This window comes from Acidimicrobium ferrooxidans DSM 10331 (assembly GCF_000023265.1).
Taxonomy (GTDB): Bacteria; Actinomycetota; Acidimicrobiia; order Acidimicrobiales; family Acidimicrobiaceae; genus Acidimicrobium; species Acidimicrobium ferrooxidans.
The window spans coordinates 835,823-860,381 of record NC_013124.1; the positions used below are offsets into that span (position 1 = coordinate 835,823).

Sequence of the window (24,559 nt, forward strand, 5' to 3'; positions counted from 1 at the left end):
CGCTATGCACGTCCTTGGACTCACTGTGCTGGTAGCACTTGGTATTTGGATCATCGTCGCGCTTGGAGCACGGTGGTACAGGTCTGCCGTTGAGGCCCGGTCGCTGGTTGCGCTGGTGCTCGGCGTCGTCGTCGCCTGGCTCGCCAACATCGATCTGTGGCGCTTGTGGTCGCTGCCCGACCTCCGCTACGGCTGGGTGGGCGTGACGCTCACCGGCCTCGCACTCGGCGGGCTCGCCCTCCTGTGGGATGGCGTGATCGGACTCGTGAGCGGCCTGTACCGCAAGGTCGAGGACGAGGCCGAGACCTTGGAGCGACGTGATCTGAAGCGCGTCGCCTGAGCCGAAGCTCCACTTCAGCGGGCGTCGTCGGACGACGAGCGTCCAGATGCCAGTCCCGAGGCGGCAGGCGTGTGCCTGCCGCCTCGCTCGCGTCGAGCGCCCGATCGCCTCGCGGGGTTCGTGCGCTCGGCGGTGATGGCAGCGACGAGGCGCTCGAGTAGCTCCTTGAGGCCGACGGGTTCGTCGGCCCGGCCGCACTGGTGTTCGTGGACCTCGGCGAGCTCCTCGAAGCTCGCAAGATCGCCGTAGCGTCCCTCTCGCTGGCGGAGCCACGAGGCGATGGGGCAGCGCTCGTCACGCTGGTGCGCAAGGGGCCGACCGGCGCGTGCTGCGACGAGGCTCGCCAGCAGGGGCAGGTCGTCGAGGGGGAAGGGCGCGATGGAGGCGAGGAGCGCCCGTGCACCGGAGCGGAGCCTGGTCGGGACCGTCGGTTGTGGACGACCGAGTCCGTAGCCTTGGACGAAGCGTCCCCCAATCGCTCGCCACATGGCGAGGTCCTCGGTGGTCTCGATCCCTTCGCCGACGACCTCGACCCCGGCGTAGCTCCCGAGCGCGAGTGCAGAGAGCGAGCTTGCGAACGACCGTGGGTCCGTCGCGAGGGAGGCCACCAGCGAGCGGTCGACCTTGAGCTGGTCGATGGGGAGGCTGTGGACGTAGGCCATCGACGCCCAGCCTCGGCCGAAGTCGTCGATCGCGATGCGAGCCCCGAGGGCCCGGATCGCCTCAAGCCGACTCACCGCGCTCGCGAGATCGTCACCGAGCGAGTGGGCCTCGGTGATCTCGAGGACGAGGCGCTCGGTCGATGCGGTGCGGATGACGCGCGCGACGTCGGCCGCGAAGGTGGGCGTGAGGAGGTGACGCGCCGCGATGTTGACGGCCACGGCGGGCAGTGAGGGGCGCTCGGCGAGGAGCGTGCAGGCGTGCTCGAGCGCGTCCAGGTCGAGGCGTCGGGCCAGGTATGCATCGCGCTCGACCACGTCCATGAACGCATCCGCGGGGACGACCTCTGCCCCGTCGTACCAACGCGCGAGGAGCTCGACGCCGGCGAGACGGCCCGCGACGAGGTCGACCTGGGGCTGATACCAGAAGCGGACCTGGTCGGTGCCGATCGCCGAGGCGAGCTTCGTGCGCAGACGGTGGCGACGATCGGCAAGCCTTGCCATCTCGTCTTCGAAGATGCGTGTGCGACCTCCACCCTGGCTCTTGGCGTGGTACATGGCCTCGTCGGCGTGCGCGAGCAGCGTCTCCACGTCGACGCCGACAGGACCCCAGAGCGCCCAACCGAGGCTCGCGCTGAGCGGTCCGCCGGGGGTGGGCACGGCGGCCGCGGCGTGCACCGCCTGCGACAGGGTCCCGAGATCCATGCTGTCGAGGCGCGCGAGGAGTCCGAACTCGTCGCCGCCGAGGCGCGCCACGTAGAGCTCAGGAGGGAGTGCGGCGAGCGACGCGCCGACCTCGGCAAGGATGCGGTCGCCCTCGGAGTGTCGGTAGACGTCGTTCCATTCCTTGAACCCGTCGAGGTCGAGGATGCCGAGTGCGAGGCCGACACCGTCCTCTTCGACGCGACGGCAGCGTGCCTCGGCTTCTTCGAGGAACGCCCGTCGGTTCGGCAGGCCGGTCAGCGCGTCGCGCAGCGCGACGGTCCGTTGGGCATCGCGTTCGGCGCGCAAGGTCGCCTCGAGGCGGATGCGTGCTCGCTGGGCCGCGAGGCTGGCGGCAACGCGCTCGAGCAGCAGCAACTCGCGATTGCCACTGACCGGGCTGCGCACGGCTCGAGCGCACAGGACGAGGTCGGTGGCGTCGGGGACCGGGGTGGCGAACAGCCAGTCTTCGGCACCGGCACGGGCTTCGGCCCATCGGACGGGTCGTGGCGAGAGGCGGACCTGTCCGGAGTGACCTTCGCGTCGCACTCGCTCGCACAGACGTGACAAGGCGGTGCGGCACGGGGCGGCGAGGTCGCGCTCGGACGAGCGCGAGAGCCCGAGCGTCGTCGAACCGGCGACGAGCGCCGCAAGGTCGAAGACGCCTGTGTCCACGAGGCTCTTCGTCGTGACGTCGGCGAGTTCGGTCTCGGTCCGACAGGCAAGGAGGCGATCCGAGCCGGTTGCGAGCGCGTCGAAGAGTGCCGCGAGCGCCACGCGTTCTGCGAAGCCGGCCGCGGTCTCGAGCGCCTCGGTCGCCGTGCGTCCGATCTGCTCGAGCAGCGCGGCGATCCGTTCGGGGTCGGGCGCCCCGGGTTCGACGAGCGCGACGAGCACTGCTCGGACCTCGTCGGCGAGGACGAGCGGGATCGCGACCGCGAGCGGCACCTGGCGGAGGCGTGGTTCGGCTCGCCAGTGGTCGGGGAGCTCGAGGTGGGAGGCCGGTCGGCGCACCACGTAGCAGCGGCGCGCGTCGCGCGCGAGGTCGGGGATGGTGAGCTGTGTGCCGTCGGTTCGTGGTTCGGGGAGCAGTCCGACGACGCTGCGCATCGTCCCGTAGGTGGCGAGGCGCTCGAAGCGTCGCTCCCCGTCGCTCGTGGCGAGCGCGTCGACAGCACCAACGCCGGGCAGCTCGGCGAGGTGGCGCGCGAGCTCGAGGATCGTCGACTCGGGAGGTTGGTCGGTGGTGGAGCGGAGCCAGGCGACCAGTCGATCCGTCGCCGCCTCGAGCTCGCGCGCCCGCGCGCGACGCTGCTCTTGGTGGAGCTCGGCTGCGGCCTGGGCGAGGGCGTCGAGCACCAGCGCCGTCTCGGGGGGCAGGCGCGCCAGGTCGGAGCGGTAGAGCGAGAGGAGATAGCGGGTCCCGTCGTCGCAGGCCGCGGCCGCCGAGAGCGAACCTTCGATGCCGAAGGGTCGGGCTCGCTCACGCCAGGGCGCAAAGATCGCATCGTCGACCGTGGCCACGACGGGGGAGAGCGACCGGAGGGTCGTGCCCGCCGGCCCCTGCCCCGAGAGCGAGGTGGGGTCGTCGGAGAGCTCGAGGTCCGCACAGTACGCCTTGGCCGTGCCACTGGTGGCGAGAATGGTCGCGTGGTGCTCTCCGGGATCGAGGCGCGCCCAGAACCCGGCGAGCGTGGGTGGGACACACAAGGTCTCGAGGGCGTCGGCGAGGCGTTCCTCGAAGCTTCGTCCGTCGGCGCGCCGGAGCACCCGCTGGGCCTGGAAGGCCTGCAGCACGAGCTCGAGGACCGCTGACGGTCGCTCGAGCGCGGGGTCGACGACGCTCATGGTACTCCTCGCATACGCTGCAACTCAGTATCGTACGCCCCAGGGCGCTCTTGAGCCCTCGGCGACGGTCGAGCCCTCGGCGACGGTCGAGCCCCCGGCGACGGTCGAGCCGGTGCGGTAGGCTCCCACCATGAACAAGACCGAGATCGTGCGAGCTCGCATCGACGACGACGAGGTTCGAGCGCCGATCGGCACACTTCTCGTCGAGCTCGTGGGGCGCGACGTCCCGCACGTGTGCTATCACCCGCAGCTCGGCACCATCGGTACGTGCGATACGTGCCTCGTCGAGGTCGATGGCCAGCTGGCGCGAGCCTGTGAGGTGTCGCTCCGCGAGGGGATGCAGGTGCGTACGCGAGGTGTGGATGTGCGTGCGGCTCGCCTGCGTGCCGCCGGCGCCCTGCTCGCCAACCACGAGCTCTACTGCACCGTCTGCGACAACTCCAACGGCGACTGTGTGCTCCACGAGAGCGTCCGCGACCTCGGGGTGAACGAGGAGCTGGTGCCCTTTACGCCCAAGCCCTACGAGGTCGACGCCTCGCACCCCATGTATCGCTACGACCCCTCGCAGTGCATCCTCTGCGGGCGCTGCGTGCAGGCCTGCCAGGAGGTGCAGGTCAACGAGACGCTCAGCATCGATTGGTCGCTGGAGCGGCCGCGGGTCGTCTGGGACGGGGGCAAGCCCGCCGGCGAATCGAGCTGCGTGAGCTGTGGCCATTGCGTGAGCGTGTGTCCGTGCAACGCGCTCATGGAGAAGAGCATGCTCGGTCGCGCCGGCACCCTCACGGGGCTCGGCCGAGCTGCGCTCGGTCCGCTGATCGAGCTCACCAAGGCGACCGAGCCTGCGATCGGCCTCGGGCCCATCTTCGCGCTCTCGGACGCCGAGGCGCAGATCCGTCGCGGCCTCGTGCAACGGACCAAGACCGTGTGTACCTACTGCGGCGTCGGCTGCAGTTTCGATGTCTGGACGCGAGGCCGCGACGTTCTGCGGATCGCGCCCGAGCGAGGCCCCGCCAACGGGATCTCGACCTGCGTCAAGGGCAAGTTCGGTTGGGGCTTCGTCGACGCGCCAGACCGCCTGGTGCGGCCGCTCGTACGACGTGAGGGCCACTTCGAGGAGGCGAGCTGGGACGACGCGCTCGACGAGGTCGCCGGCCGGTTGCGTGCGATCGTCGCCGAGCACGGGCCTGACGCCGTCGGCATCATCGCCTCCTCCAAGTGCTCGAACGAGGAGGCCTATCTCGCCCAGAAGCTTGCGCGGGCCGTCATCGGGACGAACAACATCGACAACTGCTCGCGCTACTGTCAGTCGCCGGCCACCATGGGCCTGTGGCGAACCGTGGGCTATGGCGGTGACGCCGGTTCGATCAGCGACATCGCCGCAGCAGATCTCGTGGTCATCGTTGGCTCCAACACCGCCGAGAGCCACCCTGTCATCGCGACGAGGGTGAAGCGCGCGCACAAGGAGGGGCGATCGAAGTTCATCGTTGCCGACCTGCGCCGCCACGAGATGGCGGAGCGAGCGGACCTGTTCTTGCGTCCCCGGCCGGGTACGGACCTCGTGTGGCTGGCGGCCGTGACGCGACTGATCATCGAGGAGGGACTGGCCGACACGAGCTTTCTCGACGAGCGCGTCGAGGGTTTCGACGCCTACGTCGAGAGCCTTGCGGCCTTCGACCTCGCGACCGCGACGCGCCTCACTGGCCTCTCCGAAGAGCAGCTGCGCCTCACGGCGCGCATGATCGCCGAGGCCGAACGCGTGTGCGTGCTCTGGGCGATGGGAGTCACCCAGCACGAGGGTGGTTCGGACACCTCGACGGCGATCTCGAACTTGCTCCTCGTCACCGGCAACTATGGCCGACCGGGCACGGGGGCCTACCCCTTGCGTGGCCACAACAATGTCCAGGGCGCGAGCGACTTTGGCGCCATGCCCACGTACTTGCCCGGCTATGAGCCCATCGCCGACGACGAGGTCCGCCAGAAGTGGTCGACGCTGTGGGGTGTGGAGGTCCCGGATCGACCCGGACTCGACAACCACCAGATGATCGACGCGATCCACGCCGGCTCGCTGCGGGCGCTCGTCGTCATCGGCGAGGAGCTCGGCATCGTGGATGCCAACGCGACCTACGTCCAAGAAGCCCTCGGCTCGCTCGAGCTCTTGGTGGTGGCTGATCTCTTCCTGTCGCGAACGGCGTCGTTTGCCGACGTCGTCCTCCCGGCCGCGCCATCGCTGGAGAAGGAGGGGACGTTCACCAACACCGAGCGTCGCATCCAGCGCTTCTATCGGGCGATGGATCCGCTCGGTGAGGCACGTGCGGACTGGGTCTGGCTCTGCGACCTCGCCAACCGCCTGGGCGCCGGGTGGAGCTACGACCATCCAGGGGCCGTGATGGCCGAGGCTGCCGCAGGGGCTGCGATCTTCGCTGGCGTCGACTACGAACGACTCGAGGGGTATGCGTCCCTCCAGTGGCCGGTGGCGGCCGACGGAACCGATTCGCCCCTGCTCTATACCGAGCGCTTCGCGTTCCCATCGGGGCGCGCTCGCCTCGTTCCCGTGCCCTGGGTCGAGCCCACCGAGCAGGTCGACGATGACTTCGATCTCCATCTGAACAATGGCCGCTTGCTCGAGCACTTCCACGAGGGCAACATGACCTATCGCACCGCCGGGATCGCCGAGGTGACGCCGGGGCCCTTCGTCGAGGTGTCCGAAGAGCTGGCCGCCGAACGACACATCCGCGACGGAGCGCTCGTGCGCTTGGTGTCGCGCCGAGGTGCCGTCCGGGTTCGTGCCCTCGTGACGGACCGTGTGCGAGGACACGAGCTGTACTTGCCGATGAACGGGCGTGCCAACGAGGAGGCGGTCAACGTCTTGACGAGCTCGTCGACCGACCGGGCGACCCACACGCCCGCCTTCAAGGAGCTCGCGGTGCGCCTCGAGGTGCTCGACGACCCCGTCGCCGTCGCGCTCCCGAGGCGGAACTGGCGCTACGGCCAGCGGACGCCGCAACGAGGCGTGGACATCGCCGCTCGCCGTGCCCGACCCGACTACGTCGATCCCACACTGATCCAAGGAGGTCGTCGCCGTGGCTGAACCGCTGACACGTGTGCCCGCCCGCGCGGTGGCGAGCTCGCTGGAGCGCGAGCGAGCCGACCTCGCGCGTCTCGTCGAGACGATGGGCGCCCCAGCACGCGACGCCGTCGCAGCACTCGCTGCACGGCTCGACACGCCCGCAGGACGTCGGGGTGTCGAGACGTTGTCGTGGCTCGTACGGCTGGTGGTGACGCTGCCACCGGAGATGGTCGCTGGACTTGCGCGAGGCCTCGCAGCGGCGAATGGCGCCCTCTCGGACTCGTCGCCGCCGACGGTCGCCGAGCTCATTCGGCTGGCGAGAAGCCCCGGGGTTCGTCGGGGCGTCAAGGCGATCCTGAGCATCGTCCACGAGCTCGGCACCGCCGAAGCGGCGCGTCGGCTGTAACCGCGGACGCGTTTCGAACGTCGGACAAGAGGTGCTGTGTCGACCGATGTCGTCGAGGTGACATCGAGCGGCAACAGGGCGCCTTGCCCGAGCGGCGTTCTCTGGTTACCATGAGGACGTGGCTCGGGCGGTGGTGATCCCACGCCCGCGGCCCACCAGCGCGGGCGGCTCCGCACAGAGCGTCCGGTGGCAGAGCCCAGAAAGGGGGTCGGAGCCGATGGAGGCTGGCACGATCGAGGAGCAGTTCCCGCTCCTCCAGCGCCTGAACGAGGATGGTGAACTCGTCGGCGATCTCGGTGTGGTCGACCTCGACCGTCTCGCCGAGGTCTATCGCCACATGGTGATGTTGCGGCGCTTCGACGAGCGCGCGTGGAACCTCCAGCGTCAAGGCGTCATCGGGACCTACGCGCCCTACAAGGGGCAAGAGGCGGCGCAGCTCGGTGCGGCCCACGGCCTCGCGGAGCAGGACTGGTTGGTGCCGACCTATCGCGACTGGGCCGCCTCCTGGGCACGAGGGGTCCCACTCGAGCACGGCCTCTTCTTCGCAAAGGGCCATCCCCGTATGGGCCTGGTGCCAGAGGAGGCGACCGTGCTCCCGGCCCAGGTGGTCATCGCTGCCCAGACACTCCACGGCGTCGGTGTGGCCTGGTCGCTGAAGCTCCGCCACGAGCCGAAGGTTGCACTCGTGACGTTCGGCGACGGGGCCGCCAGCCAGGGCGACACGCACGAGGCCATGAACTTTGCATCGGTGTTTCGAGTCCCGCTCGTGTTCTTCTGTGAGAACAACCACTGGGCGATCTCGGTGCCGCTCGAGCGGCAGATGCATTCTGAGACCATCGCCCAGCGAGCCGTCGCCTACGGCATGGAGGGCTTCCGTGTCGACGGCAACGACTACGTCGCGGTCGTCAACCTCGTTCACGATCTCGCCGAACGCGCGCGCCAGGGCGAGGGCCCGTTCCTCGTCGAGGCGGTGACCTATCGGCTCGGGGCGCACACCACCGCCGACGATCCCTCGAAGTATCGAGAGAGCGCGGAGGAAGAGCGCTGGGAGGCGAAGGATCCGATCCGGCGCATCGAGCGGCTGCTCCAGCGAGAGGGTCGCCTCGACGATGACGCCATCGCCGCTGCGGAGGCGAGCGCTGCCGAGGCGGTCGAAGGCGTGCTGGAGCGGTTCCACAGCGCGCTCGACGACGAGCCGGCCACGCTGTTCGACCATGTCTATGCCGAGCTGACCCCGCAGCTCGCGGCCCAGCGCGATCGGTTCGTCGCGCGGGTCAAGGAGGTCGAGCGCTGATGGCGAAGCTCACCATGGCCCAGGCCCTGAATCAAGCGCTCGCCCAGGCGCTCGAGGGTGACGAGCGCGTGCTGATCCTCGGCGAGGACGTCGGACGCGACGGCGGTGTCTTTCGCATTACGGACGGCCTGATCGACCGATTCGGTCCCGAGCGGGTCGTCGACACGCCGCTCGCGGAGTCCGGGATCGTGGGAACGTCCGTCGGCCTGGCGATGGGCGGCATGCGACCCATCGCCGAGATCCAGTTCTTCGGGTTCATCTACGAGACCATGGACCAGATCGCCTCGCAGGCGGCCCGCGTGCGGTTTCGGTCGATGGGGCGCTTCAGCGCGCCGCTCGTGATCCGGACCCCCTACGGCGGTGGTGTCAAGGCCCCGGAGATTCACTCCGATTCACTCGAGGCCTTGTTCGTACACACGCCGGGTATCAAGGTCGTCACGCCGTCGAACCCCTACGACGCGAAGGGTCTCCTGCTCGCCGCCGTCGACGATCCCGACCCGGTGCTGTTCCTCGAGCCGATGCGGTTGTACCGTGCGTTCCGCGACGAGGTGCCCGAGGAACCCTATCGGGTGCCCCTCGGCGTCGCGAATGTCGTTCGCGAGGGGCGCGACGTCACCTTGATCGGATGGGGCGCCTCGATGCCCGTGGTGCTCCAGGCCGCCGACGAGCTGATCGCACGCCACGACGTCATGCCCGAGGTGATCGACCTTCGGACGCTCTCTCCGCTCGACGAGGCGACGATCGTCCAGAGCGTGCAGCACACCCAGCGAGCCGTGGTCGTGCACGAGGCGGTGCGCACCGGGGGACTCGGCGCGGAGGTCGCTGCGCTCGTCCAAGAGCGCGCGTTCTTGTATCTCGAGGCGCCGGTCGGCAGGGTCTCGGGCTACGACACGCCCTACCCCATGACCATGTTCGAGGACCTGTGGCTCCCTGACGCGACCCAGGTGGTGAGCGCCGCGCTGGCAGCGGTTCGCTACTAGCCCACGGGCGCTGGGACTCGTCGTCGGGATCGTTGCGGCCGTGGCGCCGCGTGAGAGGAGCGCGCATGGAGTGGAAGTTTCCGGACGTTGGCGAGGGCCTGCACGAAGCACAGGTCGTCGCCTGGCACGTCCACGAGGGCGACGCGATCGAACGGGATGCCCCGCTGGTCGACGTCGAGACTGACAAGTCGGTGGTGACCATTCCGGCGCCGGTGGCCGGGACGGTCGAGAAGATCCTCTTCCACGAGGGCGACACCGTTCACGTTGGTGAGGTCGTCGTGGTGTTCGGCGACGGCAGCGCGCCGGCGCCATCGCCGCTCCAGCCGACGGCGTCCCCGGCTCATGTCCCGGCACCGCCGGTTGCTCCGGCGCCGACGCCCGCGAGTGAGCCGCTAGCGCGTGGGGTCGATCGAGGCATCGTGCTCGCGACGCCTGCCGTGCGGCGCCTCGCGCGAGAGCTCGGTGTCGACCTTGCGAGCGTCGTCGGGAGCGGAGAACGCGGCCGAGTCCTCGCCGACGACGTTCGGCGCTTCGCGGCGTCGCCCGAGAGCACCGAGTCGGCCGTGGCCGCGGTGTCGACGCTGTCGACCGGGGCGCCTCGCGCCGATCGAGGCGCCGGCGACGACGGTGTCGCGCCGCTGGCCGTCGAGGCCGACGAGCGTCGGCCGCTGGTCGGGATCCGCAAGCGTATCGCGGAGAACATGGCGCGTTCGTGGTCGCACGCTGTGCAGGTCACGGTCGTCGAGGAGGTCGTCGTCGACGAGCTCGTGGCGCTCCGTGAGCGCATCAACGCCCACCTCGGCGAGCAACGCATCAGCTACCTGCCGATTTTCGTGAAGGCCGCCGCGAGCCTGCTGGCGCGCTTCCCAGAGCTCAACGCATCGCTCGACGAGGAGGCATCCGAGCTCGTCTACCACGCCCATCGCAACATCGGGATCGCCGTCGACGATCCCCAAGGTCTCATGGTGCCCGTGGTGCGCGATGCCGATCGCCGCTCGATCAGGGAGCTCGGCCTCGAGCTCGAGCGCCTCATCCAAGGTGCCCGGGCGCACACCTTGGGGCCGCGGGACCTGACCGGCTCGACCTTCACGATCACGAACTTCGGTTCGATCGGCGGCATCGTGGCGACGCCGATCATCAACTATCCCGACGTCGCGATTCTGGGCGTCGGGCCGATTCGCCGCCGTGCTGTCGTGGGCCCGGACGACGTCATCGTGCCGGCGTCGGTGCTGTTCGTCTCGTTGACCTTCGACCATCGCGTGGTCGACGGCGGGACGGCCTCGCGCTTTCTCGTCGCGCTCTCGGAGCTGCTCCGAGACCCGGCTGCCCTCGTCGCGGAGCTCGTGTGATGGTGGTCGGGGAGCTGATCGAGACGGTCGATCTCCTCGTCGTCGGCGGGGGTCCGGGTGGCTACACCGCCGCACTCCGAGCCGCACAGCTCGGTCGGGACGTGGTCCTCGTCGAGGAGGGCGCCATCGGTGGCGTCTGCTTGAACGTCGGGTGCATTCCGTCAAAGGCGCTCATCGAGACCTCACGCGCCTGGCACGGCCTCGGTGAGCTCGCCGAGCGGGGCGTGATGGTCGCAGACGCGTCGCTCGATCGTGCGCGCGTCCGCCAGAGCGTCGAGGCGGCGCGCGATCGCCTGACGGGCGGGGTCGCGCAGCTGCTCAAGGCGGCGGGCGTCGAGGTCGTCGAGGGCCGAGCGGCCTTCGTCGGCGCGAACCACGCGCGCGTCCAGAGCGCGCACGAGGCGACCCAGGTCCAGTTCCGTCAGGCGGTCGTGGCGACGGGGTCTGCGGCTCGGCGTGTGCCGGGGCTCGAGGTCGACCACGAGCACATCCTCGACTCGACGGATCTGCTGTTCCGGGACGCACCGATCGAGCGGCTCATCGTGGTGGGCGGCGGCTACATCGGGCTCGAACTCGGCGCGGCGTGGGCTCGTCTCGGTGCGAAGGTCACCATCGTCGAGGCGATGGACGATGTGCTCATGGGGGCCGAGCCGGAGGTGCGTCGCGCGCTGCGCGACGGGCTGGGTCGGCTCGGGGTCGAGGTGCGGACCCGCGCGGTGGTGTCGTCGGTCGAGGCGGTCGCCGACGGGGTCGTCGTCGGGATCGAGCAGGGCGCGGGCGTCGACAAGCTCGCAGCCGACGTCGTCGCGGTGGTCGTGGGTCGAGAGCCTCGCCTCGAGCCAGAGCTCGGCCTCGAGGCTGCGGGCGTCGCGGTCGCCGACGGCAGGGTCGTGGTCGATGTGGCGCGCCGCACCACGAACCCCGCGATCTTCGCCATCGGCGACATTACGCCCGGTCCGATGCTTGCTCACAAGGCCTACCTCGAAGCCAAGGTTGCGGCCGAGGCGGCGAGTGGCCACCCGAGCGGCTTCGATGCTCGCGTCATCCCGGCCGTCGTGTTCGCCGAACCCGAGGCGGCCTGGGCCGGACTCGGAGAGGCCGAGGCACGGGCTCGCTACGGATCGATCGTCGTCGGTCGCTTCCCGTATCGGGCCAACGGCCGGGCGGTTGCGGTGGGCTCGACCTGGGGCGAGGTCAAGGTGATCGCACGCGCCGATGGCGAGGTGGTCGGGGTCTGGATCGTGGGTGCGGACGCCTCCAATCTCATCAGTGAGGCAGCCCTCGCCATCGAGATGGGCGCCACACTCGACGACATCGCGCTCACCATCCACCCGCATCCGACGCTGAGCGAGATGCTGCCCGAAGCCGCAGAGGTGGGTCTCGGCCGGCCGACGCACATCATCGTCCGTACGCAGTCGGGCGGTCGTTAGGGGGTTCCCGGCGCATAGCTCCGGGGGCGGCTATGCGCGCCCGTGGTCGGCGCGAGCGTCGGCTGCGAGTTCGTCGCGAGCTCGCGGATCGGCGACCATGGTGATGATGCGTTGCGCTTGTTCAGTCGCGCTCGCGCCGAAGAGGTGGGCGACACCGTGCTCCGAAACGATCGCGGAGTGCTGGAACGACGTCACCGGCGTGTCGAGGCAGGCGCGCACGTTCGAGGCGTCGGTTGGGGAGTGCCAGGAGCGCAGTGCGATGATGGACTGGCCCTCGCGCGCATGGAGCGCACCGACGGTGAAGTCGGGTTGTCCGCCAAAGCCGGAGATGACGCGAGGGCCGAGGTGGCACGCGTTCGCCTGCGCGAACAGATCCACCTGGAGGGCGGCGTTGATCGCGGTCATGCGTGGCTGGCGCATGATCATGGCAGGGTCGTTGATCGTCTCGGTCCGAAGGAGACGGAGCCTCGGGTTGCGGTCGGCCCACGCATAGAGTTCAGCCGAGCCAAAGAGGAACGACGCGGTGATGGGCTCGCTCCGATCGAGGGCGGCTCGCCGCTCCAGGGCGAGGACGCCGTCGCTGATCATCTCGCTCCAGATCCTCAAGCCACGTCGATCCTCCAAGCGCGCCAGGACGCGATCGGGGATGGCGCCGATACCGAGCTGGAGCGTGGCGCCGCTCGGGACAAGACGTGCGACGTGCTCGGCGATGGCTGCTGCCTGGGGATCGTCGGCGTTGCGCGCGTCCGGCGAGGACAGCGGCGCCTCTGCCTCGATGGCCCAGTCGATGGCGTCGGTCTCGATCTCTCCGTCGCCGAAGACGTAGGGCACATGAGGGTTGAGCTGGGCGATGACGAGGCCACCGTGCGAGCGAACGGCCTCGATCGCCGCAGGCAAGATGTTGACCTCCGTTCCGAGTGAGACCCGACCCGCGATCGGAAGGGACGTCTGGACCATCACGACGTCGGGTACGAGCGTGGTGGCGAGGAGGGTCGGCACCAGCGACAGGCGCATGGGCAGATAGCGCAGGGCGTCGCCTTGGTCGCGGATGGCTGGGCCGAGGAAGGGCGACTCGTAGGTGATGCCCGGGCGAGCCGGGATCGGGTGCTGGGCGTTCAGGATGAACAGGCGCCAGCGTTCGAGTTCGGCCTCGGCGGCGCCGAGGAGGGCCGTTGGGGTGAGGAAGTTCCCGCCTGCCACGATGCGCGGCTCACGACGGCCGATGGCGGCGAGCCGCTTGCGTAACGTGTCGTCTCCGATGATCTCCATGGCGGGTGCTCCTACGGGATTGGTCAATGGTTGGGATCGTGGTCGGACACGTCGGGGTCGGGTCGGCCGAGGTTCGGGTCGATCCGATCGAGCTCGAGCGTCACGTCCTCGCCGCGCTGGACGCGCAGTGAGACGTAGGCGGCGACGCCGACGGGGATCGGGAGCCAGAAGTTGAAGATCCGCCACGTGAGGACGCCGAGGATCGCGACACCTCGGGGCGCACCGAATCCGGTCAGGAGGGTGATCGCGAGGGTCTCGACGACCCCGAGTCCGCTCGGCGTGAGCGGCAGCACCGCAGCGACGTTGGCGATGCCGTAGGCGACGATGAGCGCGACCGGGTTCATGAGCTGGCCGAACGCCGCCAGCATGATCCACAGGGTCGTTGCATCGAAGAGCCAGTTGGCGAGCGCCCACGCTGACGCGCGCCGGAGGAGCTGCGGGTCGCGCCCGAGTGCGCGGAGTCGCTCGGCCGTTTGAGCGATGGCGTGTTCGATGGAGCGACGACGATGGGCGAGCGGAGGGACGTGGTCGATCACCGTACCGACCGCGTGCTGGGTGCGACGGTTGCCACGGGTGAGCAGGATCACGACCGCAATGGAGATCGCCATCAGCGCGACGCCGAGGACGGCGACGACGAGGTAGACCTCGTTGAAGCCGTAGAACGGGAGCGACACGAGCAGGGCGAGCCACAGCAGTGCGTTCAAGATGAGGGCAGATCCGACGCTCTGGGTCGCGAGCGCGACACCGGTGTCGGCCCCGCGAACCCCCAGGTTCGACAGCAGCCGCGCGGTGAGCCCGACGCCGCTCGCGGAGCCACCAGGGAGGACGTGCGAGACCGCAAGGCCCGCGAGGTCGACCTTGGCGAGCTGCCCGATGCTCGGCGTGGGGCGCGGGAGTACCGTCTCGGTGAGCTTCGCATACGCGAACAGCGACAGAGCCTCGGCCAAGGCGGCGAGCGGTACCAGCCAATAGTTGGCGCGGTCGAGGAGCGACAGCGTCTTGCGAAAGCCCGCGAATTCGGGAACGACGAGGTACTCGATCACGAGCAGGATGACGAACCCTGCGAGCCCTCGAATCGCGAAGTGTCGTATGAGCTTGCCGAGGCTCCTACGGGTTCCGCGCAGGACCGGTCGCGGTGATGCTGAGTGTGATGCCGCACGCGACGACGCAGATGACGACCCAGAACGTGATGACGCAGCGCGCCCGAGCGCGGGAAGCGTCAGACCGAGCCACGAGGGGCCGAGTCGAGCACGCGGCGATGCCCCCCGTCCTTCGGTGCTCACAACCTCGTCAGTCTAACCTGTCGAGAGGCGTCTTGGGGCAATCGGCGAGGAGGACTCGATGGTCGAGCGACGGAGCCTCTCGCTCCGTGACCTCCTCATCGCCGAGGCCGTGGCCGCCGGGCTCGGCGTCGCGGTGTGGGCGTTCGCCGTGCTTCGTCACCTCGAGCTCGAGATCGTCGTGGCGGGTGTTCTCGCGCTCGTCATCGAACCGATCGTCTCGAGGCTCGTGCGTCTCGGACTGCCCCGTGTCGTCGCGGTGCTCGTCACCGCGGTGTTGGTGCTCGCCGCGCTCGTCGGCCTCGCGGCCGCGTTCGTCGTTCCGCTCGTGAACGCCGGTCAGCGGCTGCTCGGAGATCTCCCGGGCCTGCTCAGCCGCTTGCGTGCCCATCGAGCCGCGATCGAGGCGCTGCTCGTGCGCCTTCACCTCCAGCACGCGCTCGACGTGGGTGCGCAGTCGATCGCCCACGCGGCGCAGTTGGCGGTGACCCCGGCGCTGTCCGTGGCGAGCGGTGCGGTCGGTTCGCTCGCCACGCTCGCGGTGATCGGCACGCTCGCCGTGTTCCTCTCGCTCGAGGCGCCGAAAGCGATCGCCTGGCTGGTGGCGCAGCTCGATGCGTCGCGGCGTCCTCGTGTCGAGGGCGTCCTGCACGACGTCGCGATCGCGGTGGCGGGCTACGTGCTCGGCAACCTCGCGACTTCGGTGGTTGCCGGTCTGGTGATCGGGGTGACCTATGCGATCCTCGGTCTCCCGGACCCAGCACTCATCGGACTGTGGGTCGGGCTCGTCGATCTCCTGCCGTTGGTCGGTGGGCTCGCAGGCGGAGTACCGGCGGTCGCGCTCGCGCTCGTCGGCGGACCCGAGGACGTCGTCATCGTGCTGATCGTGGTCCTGGCCTACCAGCAGATCGAAAATCACGTGCTCAATCCGGTCGTCTATGCGAAGACGGTCCGGTTGAGTCCCCTCTGGGTCCTCGTGGCCATCTTGGTCGGCGCACAGGCTGCGTCGCTGCCGGGAGCGCTCATCGCCATACCGATCGCGAGTGCGATCCAGGTGATCGCGCGTGAGACGCTGCGCGATCCGTTGCGGCGTTGGCTTGGGCGTGGCTCAGGCGCCGTGGTCGCGCAGGGGACCGATCTGCCAACCCCGAGCACGGACACGGGCGACGAGCTCGTCCAGGCTGGCGAGGGTGGCAAGGGGAGCCCCGGGGGCGCTGGTGACGTCGGAGTCGTGCAGCAGCAGCGTGGCACCGGGGCCGAGCCGGTGCGTGAGGTCGGCGAGGATCGAGGTGCTGGACGCGGCAAACCGCCAGTCGCGCCCCCAGCTTGACCAGGTGACGAGGCGAACGCCTTGCTCGTGTGCTGCCAGTCGCGTTCCTCGACTCACGACCCCGTAGGGGGGTCGGAACCACGTCGGACGCTGGCCGACCACCTCTTCGATCGCACCGACGGCGCGGGCGAGGTCATAACGCACCGAGCGCGCGGAACGCCCGAGATGGTTGCGGTGCCAGTGGCCGTGCACGGCGATCTCGTGTCCGCGCTCGGCCACCAGGCGCGCGACCCATGGGTAGCGCTCGACCTCAGAGCCGAGCAGGAAGAAGGTCGCGTGGACGTCGAGCCGCTCGAGCGCGTCGAGGATCCGAGGCGTGGTCACCGGACTCGGTCCGTCGTCGAAGGTCAAGGCGACGTGGTCGTCGAGGCCGATGCCAGCGACGGCTGGGTTGAGCCGCCGTGCGATCCACCAGTGGTGGGTGAGCGCCGGGCCAGCGTGGTTGACGAGCGCTGCCGTACCCACGACGGCGGCGGCATGGCCCCACTTCATGGGTGCGACCTCACGCGCTCAGCTCCGGGGCGCGCGCGAGCTCGCTCACCGGAGCGCCGACGAGGTGGCGTGCTGCCAGCGCCTGGCGGGTGGACGCCGCGAGCGCCAGTGCACTCGCGACGGAGGCGGTGGGATCAGCGACTTCGACGATGGAACCGGGCGCGATCGTGCTTGCGAGCGCTCGTGGCGGGATGATGCGGGCGGGGATCACGCTCTGGTGGTGCAGCGCCGCCCAGGCGAGATCGACCGCGTTGATGGTGTTCTGCGGCACGTACACGTTGACGGGGCTGCCAAGGACGGCGCTGAGCGCCGCGCGTCCGAGCTGAAGATCATTGACGGGGACGATGAGGCTGAGGTCGCCGATACGCGAACCCGCGCCCCCGTTGACGAGCGCGACGCCCGCTGCTCCGGCCATCGCCACGGCGGCTGGGTCACGACGAACCCCGCGTTCGGTCACGACGACGGCGATGTGGTCGTTGTGCAGGGCGGCGTCGAGTGCCGGCGACGCGAGGTCCGGTGTCGGCAGGAGCGCCGCGAGATAGGCAACGTGGGTCGGCCGTGCGGCTGCGGACAGGTTGAGGCCCTCGTAGCCGATGAGGCCCGATGCGACGTTGACCGCGACGAAGACGGACGCGGCGCTCGCGACCCCGACGAGTCCTCGACGGAGCACAACGCGCTGGGGGGAGAGTGCTGGTCGCGGCGGAGCCTCTGTCAGCAGGTCGAGGATGGGTGCTTCGGGGGTTGCCTGGAACTGTGCGAGCGCCGGGAGCGTGAGCTCTTCGGGCGCGGAGGCGTAGTGGACGACCGCGTCGCGGAGTTCGCGTACGTTGCGTGCCCAGAACGTCACGCCGCTCTCGGCCATCGCGGCGACGTTCTCGGCACCGTGGCCGACGATCGGTTCGTAGGAGATCACCGGACGGCGTGCGGCCATCGCCTCGAGCGATGACAGTCCTCCCGCGTTCTGGACGACCACGTCCGAGGCGGCGAGCCAGAGGTCGACCTCGTTCGTCCAACCGACGGCGACGATCCCGTCGGCCGCGGCTGCGCGCGCTCGGAGCTCCTCGTTGTGACCGGCGAGCACGACGGGCAGGACGTCGCCCGTGCTGGCCAACGCTGCGGCGGTCTCGACGAGTTTGCCCACCCCCCACGAACCGCCGACGATGAGGGCGATGCGCGCGTCAGGCGGCAAGCCGAGGTGGCGACGCGCGCTGGCTCGCTCCGGCAGCATCCGGAAGCGCTCGTCGACGAAGGGCCCGACGCGCACGACGGGTCCACGCAGGTGGCCGCGGCGCTTGGCCTGGACAGCGGCGGTCTCGGCGACCGCGAGGTGGACGTCGATGTCGGGGTGGATCCACATCGGATGGACGGAGAAGTCGGTGAGGAAGGTGACGAGGTGGCGGTCCGCGACGCACGGGTCACGCCGCCTGCGGAACTCGCCGAGCAGCTGCGCGGGGAAGGGATGGGTCGCGATGACGATGTCCGGGTCGATCGTCTGGAGCCATTCGCGAACCTTCGCGCCGAAGGCTCGTCGGAACACTGCGCGCGCGACCTTGGTCAGTGCAGGGATGTGTGACCAGAGCTCGAATTCGAGCCGATACGCCCAGGGCGCACGCTCGACCTCGACGCGGAAGACGGTCTCGAGCATCGTGCCGAGACGTGGGGCTGCGTCGAGGAAGTCGACGATGCTGACGTCGGCGCCGTGACGGCCAAGATGATCGGCGATGGCCCTTGCCGCCCCGTCGTGGCCGCCGCCAAGGCGCGCGGACACGATCAGGACGCGTGGTTGGGACATCGGGGCCAGTGTATCGCATCGCCGTACACTGGGCGAACAGTGGCTCTCTTGCTCGCTCTCGGCGCGGCGCTCGCGTTTGCGGGGGCGACCGTGCTGCAGTTCGAGGCGAGCCAGGCTGCGCCGCGATCGGCGTCGTTGCGGATCGGACTCGTTCGCCATCTGGTCGGCGATCGTCGCTTCAATCTCGGAGCATTGCTCGACGTCGCCGGGGGTGTGGCACAGTTCTTCGCGCTCAAGGTGGGGTCGGTGGAGGTGGTGATGCCGGTGGTGGCGAGCGGTCTCGTGATCGCGATCGTGGCGCACCACGTCCAACGTCGGCTCGCGATCGTCCCCCGCGACGCCGTGGCGTTGGCGGGGTCGGTCCTCGCGCTCGTCGTCGTGTTGGTCGTGGCGCCCCAGGGAGGCTCGCGCCTGGGATCGGTCGCGGCCCAGCTCGCCGTCGCCGCGGCGGGACTCGGTGGCGGCGCCGTCGCGTTGACGGTCGGGCGTCGGGTGCTGCTGCGTCGGGGTTGGTACCTCGCCGCGGCCGGCGGGCTCCTGCTCGGGGTGGTGAGTGTCGTGGAACGCTCGGTCGGGCTCGTGTGGAGCCAACGGGGAACGCTCGGCGTCCTCGAGAGCTGGCAGCTGTGGACACTGCTCGCAGTGGGTGCGCTCGCGCTCCTCGTCGTCCAGAGCGCGTTCGGCGCTGCACGGCTGCTCACCGTGGCGCCGATCGTCGCGGTGGCAGAGCCGATCGTCGGGAGTGCGCTCGCCGTGTGGGTCGAGGGGGCTGGTCCAGGCTTTGGCCCTGGCAGGCTCGCGATCGTGTTCGGAGCGATCGTGCTCGAGGCGGTGTCGATCATCGCGTTGGCGCGAGGAGCCCGCGACGAGGGAGGGGTCCGGTGAGCGGAGTGCGCAAGGTGCTCGCGCTGCACGGTCAGCCGGGTTCGGGTCGGAGTTTCGATCCTGTGGCCAGGTGGCTCGGGCGTCTCGAATTCGACGCTCCCGACCGACCGGGATGGGGATCCAATCCATTGGCGCCTCGGGAGCTCGTCGCGCAGGCATCGTGGGCCAAGGAGCGGATCGACGGCCCGACGGTGCTCGTGGGCTACTCGTTCGGTGCGGCGATCGCGGCGCTCGTGGCGCCGACGTGCCCGGCGGTGGCCGGTGTCGTGCTGGTGGCTCCTGCCGTGACCCGCGCCGCGTTGGTCTGGAGCGATCGCCTCCTCGCCAGGGCCGGCGTCGGACACGTCGCGGGATCGTTGATCGCCGCAGTGGCGGAGCGGTCCGTGCCGGCGGCGCTGAGTGCGCGGGCTCGCCAGGCGTTCCTGGTCGAGCAGCGATCGCTGCTCGACACCATCGACCAGGTGGAGACGTCGCTTCGGCGGCTCGACGTCCCGGTCATCGTCGTCGCGGGTGCTCGCGACCGCGTGGTGCCTCCGCGCGGCGCCCTACGGCTCCTCGAGTGCGTGCCACAGGCTCGGCTCGTCGTCTCCCGCGGTGGTCACGATCAGCTTGCGGACGAGGCGGCCGTCGTCGCCGATGCCGTTCGATCCCTGGCCTCCGAACGGAGTGCGTGACCGGGGTGGGAGGTCTTCTGTATACGAATGGGATCCGCCGGCTCGGGCGATCGGATAACATTGGTACGGACGACCGGAGCAGTGGGGGCGTGCTGCGGACGTCGTGGTGCGGGGGGCACCTGGAGCGGCGAAGGAGCCGGGTGTCGTGGAGTCGATGAAGCTGGCGACGTGGGACTGCGAAGATTGGCGGGTGCGTGCGCACTGTCGCGACGTTGATCCGGGTTTGTTCTTTCCCGTGGGCGTGACGGGTGAGGCAGAGGTCCAGATCCGCCGGGCCAAGCGCGTCTGTGCGGACTGTGACGTGCGGCTCGAATGCCTCGAGTTCGCGTTGCGCACCAACCAGGAGTTCGGTATCTGGGGTGGCAAAGACGAGGAGGAGCGTCGCGTGATACGGCGTATCCGTCGTTTGCAGCGGCGAGCCGTGTCGCGAGCGATCTAGCCGGCGGCCCGGTTTCGCCTCGGGCACGCGGCGGAGCCGTCGCGGGTCCTCGGGCCCTGGCGCACTGTGATGGGAGCGCGGGCGAGTCCGTCGACCGATCTGGACAGCGCTGTGTGCGTCCGCTGCGATGCGTGCGGTTGCGCGGAGACGACGGCAACCGCTGACGTCGGGACGTCGCCCCGCGAGTGTCAAGGAGGTGAGCGCCGCACGGTAGGACGTCGCGCTGGCGAGCCCCAGGTGTCGACCTCACAACGTCGGAACCGGTGCTCCGTGCAGTCGGACACGGTCGGCGTGCGCGTAGAGACGAAATCCCTCGGCACGGAGTCCGCCGACGAGGACGATCCCGGCGTCCTCGGCTGTGGTGATCGCGCGGTGGCTGGGCGAGCCGAGGGCGATCACCGATCGGGCCCCGATCGCCGCGGCCTTCAAGACGAGATCGGTGCCGATGCGACCCGAGAGGATCACGTCCGAACCGGTCGCAAGCGTGCCGGCCAGTGCAGCGTGACCGATCGCCTTGTCGAGGGCGTTGTGGCGGCCGACATCTTCGCCTACAGCGACCGGCGACCCCTGTCGTGCAAGAATCGCCGAGTGCGCGGCACGTGTCAAGGCAAACAAGCCGTCTGCCTCGCTCACGAGCTCGTGGAGCGCGAGAAGGTCGTCGACGTCGATCGGTTCCCCGTGCGGCGACGCGGAGACCTGGTGCAGGCGCCGTTCCAGATCGTCGGTACCGCACCAGCCGCACGAGCTCGTCCGTACGCTCGGCTGAGGTGGGACGGCAACCGGGTGGCGGAGGACGACCGTCGCCTGACGGTAGGCGGGTTCGCCCGCACTCGGTGGCGGACAGAGCGACACTCCGACGACGTCGCGTGGCGAGATGGCGAGTTCGGTCACGACGAGACCCACGGCGAGCGCGGTGTCCTCACCTGGCGTTCGCAGTGTCGTGGTCACAAGCTCGGGCGCTGCGTCAGGGCCTTTGACGAGGATCGCAAGTGGCTCCTCCGCGATCACCCGCTCGGCGCGGAGCCGAACGCCACCTGTCCGATCGACAAGTGTCACGCGTCTTCGTGGCGACGCGCTCTCGACTGACCGGTTGCGCTCCACCGCACCATGCTAGCTCACCGGCTCGATAGCCTGATGACCATGGATCAGCTCGAGCTCTTCGTCGACCCGGTCTGTCCGTGGACGTGGCTGACCTCGAGGTGGCTCGAGTCCGTGGAGGCCGAGCTCGGCCTCACAGTGCGCTACTCGGTGGTCTCGCTCCTCGAGCTCAACGGCGACGATCCGTCGAATCCGTGGATCGAGGCGATGCGCCAGGGTCGACGCCTCCAACGAGTCATGGTGCGGCTGCTGGCGGCCGGTGATGACGCTCGCGTGAGCGCGCTCTACCGTGCCGCAGGTCGCGCGACGTTCGAGGGTGGTCGTACGCTCGACGCCGAGCTCGTCCGCGAGCTCGGGGAGGGCCTGGGGCTGAGCGATGAGGACATCGCGGCCGCAGACGATGGTCGGCTCGACGCCGCCGTGGTCACAGAGCACCAGCGCGCGATGCGACTCGCAGGTCCGGACGTCGGCTCCCCGATCCTGGCTCGTCGCGGCGGCGAGAGGGGCTTCTACGGGCCGATCGTCGACCGCCCCCTGGCGCCGGACGAGGCGGTTCGACTCTGGCACATCGTCGAAGGAGTGCTGGATACCCCGGCGTTGTTCGAGATCAAGCGCGGACGGGCCGTCGAGCCCCGATTCGCCTGAACGAGCCTCCTCAGGTAACTGTGGCCCCGACCAGGTGACCAATCCCAAAGGTGACGGCGGCGGCCAACGCGGCGAGGGCAAGCTGTCGAAGGGCACTCGAGACGACCGGCCGAGCCGACAACGCTCCGAGCGCGCCCCCGAGGCCGAGAGCCGCGAGACCGGCGAGCCCGATCGAGAGTCCCGTCGCGAGGGTGCCCTGCGTGAAGATCCAGGGAACGAGCGGTACGGCTGCACCGAGGGAGAACAGCGCGAACGATGCGAGCGCCGCCTGGACGGGAGATCCGGTGGCTTCGGGAGCGACGCCGAGCTCCTCTTGGGCGTGAATGCGCAGGGCTACGTCGGGATCGCGCATGAGATAGCCCGCGACGGCGGCGGCGAGATCGCTCGGGACGCCACGCTGCTCGTAGAGCTGCTGGAGCTCGAGTGTCTCGGCTTCGGGTCGATGACGGATCTCGGTGCGTTCCACGTCGAGTTCGCGCTCGAGGAGTTCACGCTGCGCACGCATCGACACGTATTCACCAATGCCCATGGAGAACGCCCCGGCCACGAGGCCGGCGATACCGGTGAGGAGCACCGTGTGCCCTGCGTGGGAAGCCCCGAGGACGCCCAGGATCAACGCAACGTTGGTCAAGAGACCGTCGGAAGCTCCGAACACCGCAGCTCTCGCGCCGCCACCGGTGACGTCGCGGTGCTCGACGTGGTGTGCCTCCATAGCTCCTGAGGCTAGCCGCGGAGGCCGAGTTCGCCGAGCGATTCGTGCCGCGGTAGGCTGGGCGTATGCGTGAACTGAAGCTGATCGATCGGTCGCAACCTCAGACGCTGGTGATCGCGTCGATCTTGCTGTATCTGAACGCCTTGTTCACGCTGTTCGAGATGCTGTTCGTGGGGCTCTCGCCGCTCGAGCTGTTGACCATGGTGGTGCTCCCGATCGTGGGCGCGTACGGAATCGCGAACTCTCGGCGCATCGGCTACTACCTCGCGATCGCGGCTGCCGCGATCCCGTTGCTGACCTACCTCTACTTCGGCATCCTCGGCGGGATCGGAACCATCCTGTCCTCCGGCGTGATCATCATCATCTTTGCGATCGTCCCGTTCGCTCTGTTGCTGCACCCGATGTCGCGTGAGTATCAGCGCGTCTGGTTCCACTAGTCCTCTTCGGCGCCCCTCGCTGGCGCCATGTGAGGCCGACGAGGCGTCCGTAGCCTCTGTCTGCGTACCGACGGGTGGGGGCGCCGGCTCGTGGTGCATTCGACGGTGTCTCTTCACAGGCCGCTGGTCACGGGCAGCCGTGCAGCCCCGCGCGCATGCTTGGCGTGCCTTCCCACCTGACGCGAGCGTGGCGGTAGCGCGATGAGCCCCGACGGACGGCTTCGCCGAGCTCGGCTGGTGGCCTCGAGGGCGTTGGATGGCCGCGGTCTACGGCGCCGCGGAGCGATCGACGGGCGGTGGGAGGGCGGCCTGGGTGGCGCCGCGTGGCGTCCGCTCGCCGTCGGCGCTCTCGGCACCCTCGACGATCTCGGCGCGCAGGCGTGGCAGGCACCACGGATAGGTGCGCTGCAGGTAGGCGATCAGCCGCTCACGAACTTCGCACTGGAGATTCCACGACGCCGTGGAGTCCCGGGCGCTCATGAGGAGGCGCAGCTGCATCGTGGACGTCCCGAGGCTCGTGACCTGGAGGCGTGCGGTCTTGCCGTCCCAGTCGGGAGAGTCAGCCACGATGTGGAGGAACGCCTCGCGAATGGCGTCGACGGGAGCGGTGTAGTCGACCTCGACGTGCACCCATCCGAGGATGTCGGCGGTGGTCTTCGTCCAGTTCTCGAAGGCGTTGGAGGTGAAGTACGAGATCGGGAGCACGAGGCGGCGCAGGTCCCAGACCCGGACCACCACGTAGGTCAGGTTGATCTCTTCGATCCGACCCCAGTGGCCGTCCACGACGACGACGTCGTCGAGGCGGATCGGCTGGGCAAGCGCAATCTGGATGCCCGCGATGACGTTGGAGGCGATCGGTCGCGACGCGACGCCGGCGACGAGGGAGACGATGCCAGCGCTGGCGAGGAGGCCGGCTCCGGCGATGCGAACGCTCGGGAACGAGAACAGGGCAAGGGCCAGTGCAACGATGACGATCACGACGAGGAGGATCCGGCGGAAGACGCGCAGCTGCGTCTGGAGGCGGCGGGCTCGAAGGTTGTCCGGACCCTCGATGTGGTAGTGGTACAAGATGGCGTCTTCGGCGGCTTCGAGCAGGCGAGCGAGGGCCCAGGTTCCGACCGCATCGAGTGCGAGTTCGATCCCGTGGGTGAGGTCGCCGATGGTGGCACCGGGCAAGCGCAGCGAGCGCACCACCATGGCCATGGCGAGGAGCGGGATCCCGGAGCGCACCGGTCCGATGAGTCGGCGCAGCGCGGCGGTGCGCACGCTGTTCGGGTGCCGACGGTTGACGACCCGGGTGATGCGCACGAGGGCAGCAGCGATGACGAGCCCCACGACGGTGGCGGCACCGAGCGACGGTAGGATCACCAACAGCTGGTGGGCGATGCTCACGGCCTGCTCCTTTGGCTCGCACCTCGGCGGCATCAGGCT

21 protein-coding genes and 1 pseudogene are annotated in these 24,559 nt (G+C 69.5%); 13 read left to right on the plus strand and 9 right to left on the minus strand.

Annotation, left to right across the window (positions count from 1 at the left end; genetic code table 11):
- The first annotated feature begins 4 nt into the window (after positions 1-4).
- Positions 5-340 (plus strand): hypothetical protein, encoded by a 336-nt coding sequence (locus AFER_RS04225; protein ID WP_015798254.1) that lies wholly within the window; start codon positions 5-7, stop codon positions 338-340.
- Positions 341-354: 14 nt separating this feature from the next.
- On the opposite strand, the gene AFER_RS04230 is transcribed toward AFER_RS04225, so the two are convergent.
- Complete coding sequence (locus AFER_RS04230) at positions 355-3,549, minus strand: putative bifunctional diguanylate cyclase/phosphodiesterase (protein WP_015798255.1); 3,195 nt, start codon at positions 3,547-3,549, stop codon at positions 355-357.
- A 130-nt stretch (positions 3,550-3,679) separates the two neighbouring features.
- Between AFER_RS04230 and fdhF the strand changes: the two genes are divergently transcribed.
- The 6 genes from fdhF to lpdA all read left to right on the plus strand — a co-directional run bounded on the left by fdhF (position 3,680) and on the right by lpdA (position 12,075).
- Complete coding sequence (gene fdhF, locus AFER_RS04240; RefSeq protein WP_015798256.1) at positions 3,680-6,637, plus strand: formate dehydrogenase subunit alpha; 2,958 nt, start codon at positions 3,680-3,682, stop codon at positions 6,635-6,637.
- Complete coding sequence (locus AFER_RS04245; protein ID WP_015798257.1) at positions 6,630-7,022, plus strand: hypothetical protein; 393 nt, start codon at positions 6,630-6,632, stop codon at positions 7,020-7,022. Before fdhF ends, AFER_RS04245 begins: the two co-directional genes overlap by 8 nt.
- Before the next feature lie 217 nt (positions 7,023-7,239).
- The gene (gene pdhA / locus AFER_RS04250; protein ID WP_015798258.1) at positions 7,240-8,316 is read left to right on the plus strand and encodes a pyruvate dehydrogenase (acetyl-transferring) E1 component subunit alpha; all 1,077 of its coding nucleotides are present in this window, start codon (positions 7,240-7,242) and stop codon (positions 8,314-8,316) included.
- Positions 8,316-9,296 (plus strand): alpha-ketoacid dehydrogenase subunit beta, encoded by a 981-nt coding sequence (locus tag AFER_RS04255; RefSeq protein WP_015798259.1) that lies wholly within the window; start codon positions 8,316-8,318, stop codon positions 9,294-9,296. Before pdhA ends, AFER_RS04255 begins: the two co-directional genes overlap by 1 nt.
- A gap of 65 nt (positions 9,297-9,361) precedes the next feature.
- Positions 9,362-10,645, plus strand: a complete 1,284-nt coding sequence (locus AFER_RS04260) for a dihydrolipoamide acetyltransferase family protein (protein ID WP_015798260.1) — start codon at positions 9,362-9,364, stop codon at positions 10,643-10,645.
- Complete coding sequence (gene lpdA / locus AFER_RS04265) at positions 10,645-12,075, plus strand: dihydrolipoyl dehydrogenase (protein WP_015798261.1); 1,431 nt, start codon at positions 10,645-10,647, stop codon at positions 12,073-12,075. The genes AFER_RS04260 and lpdA overlap by 1 nt, the downstream gene beginning before the upstream one ends.
- Positions 12,076-12,105: 30 nt before the next feature.
- Here the strand turns inward: lpdA and AFER_RS04270 are convergent, their stop codons facing one another.
- From AFER_RS04270 to AFER_RS12775, 3 genes are read right to left on the minus strand one after another with little or no spacing between them, the layout of a single operon-like run.
- Positions 12,106-13,344 carry an acetyl-CoA hydrolase/transferase family protein gene (locus tag AFER_RS04270; protein WP_015798262.1) on the minus strand — a complete coding sequence of 413 codons (1,239 nt, stop codon included), beginning with the start codon at positions 13,342-13,344 and terminating at the stop codon, positions 12,106-12,108.
- Between the two features lie 23 nt (positions 13,345-13,367).
- Positions 13,368-14,468, minus strand: a complete 1,101-nt coding sequence (locus AFER_RS04275; RefSeq protein ID WP_280956808.1) for a lysylphosphatidylglycerol synthase transmembrane domain-containing protein — start codon at positions 14,466-14,468, stop codon at positions 13,368-13,370.
- Positions 14,452-14,577 (minus strand): hypothetical protein, encoded by a 126-nt coding sequence (locus tag AFER_RS12775; RefSeq protein ID WP_280956816.1) that lies wholly within the window; start codon positions 14,575-14,577, stop codon positions 14,452-14,454. Before AFER_RS12775 ends, AFER_RS04275 begins: the two co-directional genes overlap by 17 nt.
- A 108-nt stretch (positions 14,578-14,685) precedes the next feature.
- Here AFER_RS12775 and AFER_RS04280 point away from each other — a divergent pair, with 108 nt between their 5' ends.
- A complete protein-coding gene (locus tag AFER_RS04280) occupies positions 14,686-15,954 on the plus strand; it encodes an AI-2E family transporter (protein WP_015798264.1) in 1,269 nt (422 codons plus the stop codon).
- A gap of 21 nt (positions 15,955-15,975) precedes the next feature.
- On the opposite strand, the pseudogene AFER_RS12895 reads toward AFER_RS04280, so the two are convergent.
- Together AFER_RS12895 and AFER_RS11580 are read right to left on the minus strand one after the other, a co-directional pair.
- Positions 15,976-16,446 (minus strand): annotated as a pseudogene (locus AFER_RS12895) (polysaccharide deacetylase family protein); the annotation flags it as partial.
- A 10-nt stretch (positions 16,447-16,456) separates the two neighbouring features.
- Positions 16,457-18,238 (minus strand): MGDG synthase family glycosyltransferase, encoded by a 1,782-nt coding sequence (locus tag AFER_RS11580; RefSeq protein ID WP_015798265.1) that lies wholly within the window; start codon positions 18,236-18,238, stop codon positions 16,457-16,459.
- Positions 18,239-18,277: 39 nt separating this feature from the next.
- Between AFER_RS11580 and AFER_RS12300 the strand changes: the two genes are divergently transcribed.
- The 3 genes from AFER_RS12300 to AFER_RS04300 all read left to right on the plus strand — a co-directional run bounded on the left by AFER_RS12300 (position 18,278) and on the right by AFER_RS04300 (position 20,236).
- On the plus strand, positions 18,278-19,123 hold the full coding sequence (locus tag AFER_RS12300) for a DMT family transporter (RefSeq protein ID WP_015798266.1): 846 nt from the start codon (positions 18,278-18,280) through the stop codon (positions 19,121-19,123).
- Positions 19,120-19,797 (plus strand): alpha/beta fold hydrolase, encoded by a 678-nt coding sequence (locus AFER_RS12305; RefSeq protein WP_015798267.1) that lies wholly within the window; start codon positions 19,120-19,122, stop codon positions 19,795-19,797. Before AFER_RS12300 ends, AFER_RS12305 begins: the two co-directional genes overlap by 4 nt.
- 154 nt (positions 19,798-19,951) lie before the next feature.
- A complete protein-coding gene (locus AFER_RS04300; protein ID WP_041662632.1) occupies positions 19,952-20,236 on the plus strand; it encodes a WhiB family transcriptional regulator in 285 nt (94 codons plus the stop codon).
- Positions 20,237-20,482: 246 nt separating this feature from the next.
- Here AFER_RS04300 and AFER_RS04305 read toward each other — a convergent pair whose 3' ends face one another.
- Complete coding sequence (locus AFER_RS04305) at positions 20,483-21,292, minus strand: formate dehydrogenase accessory sulfurtransferase FdhD (RefSeq protein ID WP_015798269.1); 810 nt, start codon at positions 21,290-21,292, stop codon at positions 20,483-20,485.
- 84 nt (positions 21,293-21,376) lie between these two features.
- Here AFER_RS04305 and AFER_RS10900 point away from each other — a divergent pair, with 84 nt between their 5' ends.
- The gene (locus AFER_RS10900; RefSeq protein ID WP_143711938.1) at positions 21,377-21,979 is read left to right on the plus strand and encodes a mycothiol-dependent nitroreductase Rv2466c family protein; all 603 of its coding nucleotides are present in this window, start codon (positions 21,377-21,379) and stop codon (positions 21,977-21,979) included.
- A gap of 10 nt (positions 21,980-21,989) precedes the next feature.
- Here the strand turns inward: AFER_RS10900 and AFER_RS04315 are convergent, their stop codons facing one another.
- Complete coding sequence (locus tag AFER_RS04315) at positions 21,990-22,691, minus strand: VIT1/CCC1 transporter family protein (RefSeq protein WP_015798271.1); 702 nt, start codon at positions 22,689-22,691, stop codon at positions 21,990-21,992.
- Between the two features lie 65 nt (positions 22,692-22,756).
- Here AFER_RS04315 and AFER_RS04320 point away from each other — a divergent pair, with 65 nt between their 5' ends.
- Positions 22,757-23,128 carry a hypothetical protein gene (locus tag AFER_RS04320; protein ID WP_015798272.1) on the plus strand — a complete coding sequence of 124 codons (372 nt, stop codon included), beginning with the start codon at positions 22,757-22,759 and terminating at the stop codon, positions 23,126-23,128.
- A 267-nt stretch (positions 23,129-23,395) separates the two neighbouring features.
- On the opposite strand, the gene AFER_RS04325 is transcribed toward AFER_RS04320, so the two are convergent.
- On the minus strand, positions 23,396-24,520 hold the full coding sequence (locus AFER_RS04325; RefSeq protein WP_015798273.1) for a mechanosensitive ion channel family protein: 1,125 nt from the start codon (positions 24,518-24,520) through the stop codon (positions 23,396-23,398).
- Positions 24,521-24,559 lie beyond the last annotated feature (39 nt).

Bases quoted from the DNA above. Each gene is read 5' to 3' on its own strand.
- AFER_RS04225 (WP_015798254.1), top strand. From the start codon at position 5: ATGCACGTCCTTGGACTCACTGTGCTGGTAGCACTTGGTATTTGGATC.
- AFER_RS04230 (WP_015798255.1), bottom strand. From the start codon at position 3,549: ATGAGCGTCGTCGACCCCGCGCTCGAGCGACCGTCAGCGGTCCTCGAG.
- fdhF (WP_015798256.1), top strand. From the start codon at position 3,680: ATGAACAAGACCGAGATCGTGCGAGCTCGCATCGACGACGACGAGGTT.
- pdhA (WP_015798258.1), top strand. From the start codon at position 7,240: ATGGAGGCTGGCACGATCGAGGAGCAGTTCCCGCTCCTCCAGCGCCTG.
- AFER_RS04255 (WP_015798259.1), top strand. From the start codon at position 8,316: ATGGCGAAGCTCACCATGGCCCAGGCCCTGAATCAAGCGCTCGCCCAG.
- AFER_RS04260 (WP_015798260.1), top strand. From the start codon at position 9,362: ATGGAGTGGAAGTTTCCGGACGTTGGCGAGGGCCTGCACGAAGCACAG.
- lpdA (WP_015798261.1), top strand. From the start codon at position 10,645: ATGGTGGTCGGGGAGCTGATCGAGACGGTCGATCTCCTCGTCGTCGGC.
- AFER_RS04270 (WP_015798262.1), bottom strand. From the start codon at position 13,344: ATGGAGATCATCGGAGACGACACGTTACGCAAGCGGCTCGCCGCCATC.
- AFER_RS04280 (WP_015798264.1), top strand. From the start codon at position 14,686: ATGGTCGAGCGACGGAGCCTCTCGCTCCGTGACCTCCTCATCGCCGAG.
- AFER_RS11580 (WP_015798265.1), bottom strand. From the start codon at position 18,238: ATGTCCCAACCACGCGTCCTGATCGTGTCCGCGCGCCTTGGCGGCGGC.
- AFER_RS04300 (WP_041662632.1), top strand. From the start codon at position 19,952: ATGAAGCTGGCGACGTGGGACTGCGAAGATTGGCGGGTGCGTGCGCAC.
- AFER_RS10900 (WP_143711938.1), top strand. From the start codon at position 21,377: ATGGATCAGCTCGAGCTCTTCGTCGACCCGGTCTGTCCGTGGACGTGG.
- AFER_RS04315 (WP_015798271.1), bottom strand. From the start codon at position 22,691: ATGGAGGCACACCACGTCGAGCACCGCGACGTCACCGGTGGCGGCGCG.
- AFER_RS04320 (WP_015798272.1), top strand. From the start codon at position 22,757: ATGCGTGAACTGAAGCTGATCGATCGGTCGCAACCTCAGACGCTGGTG.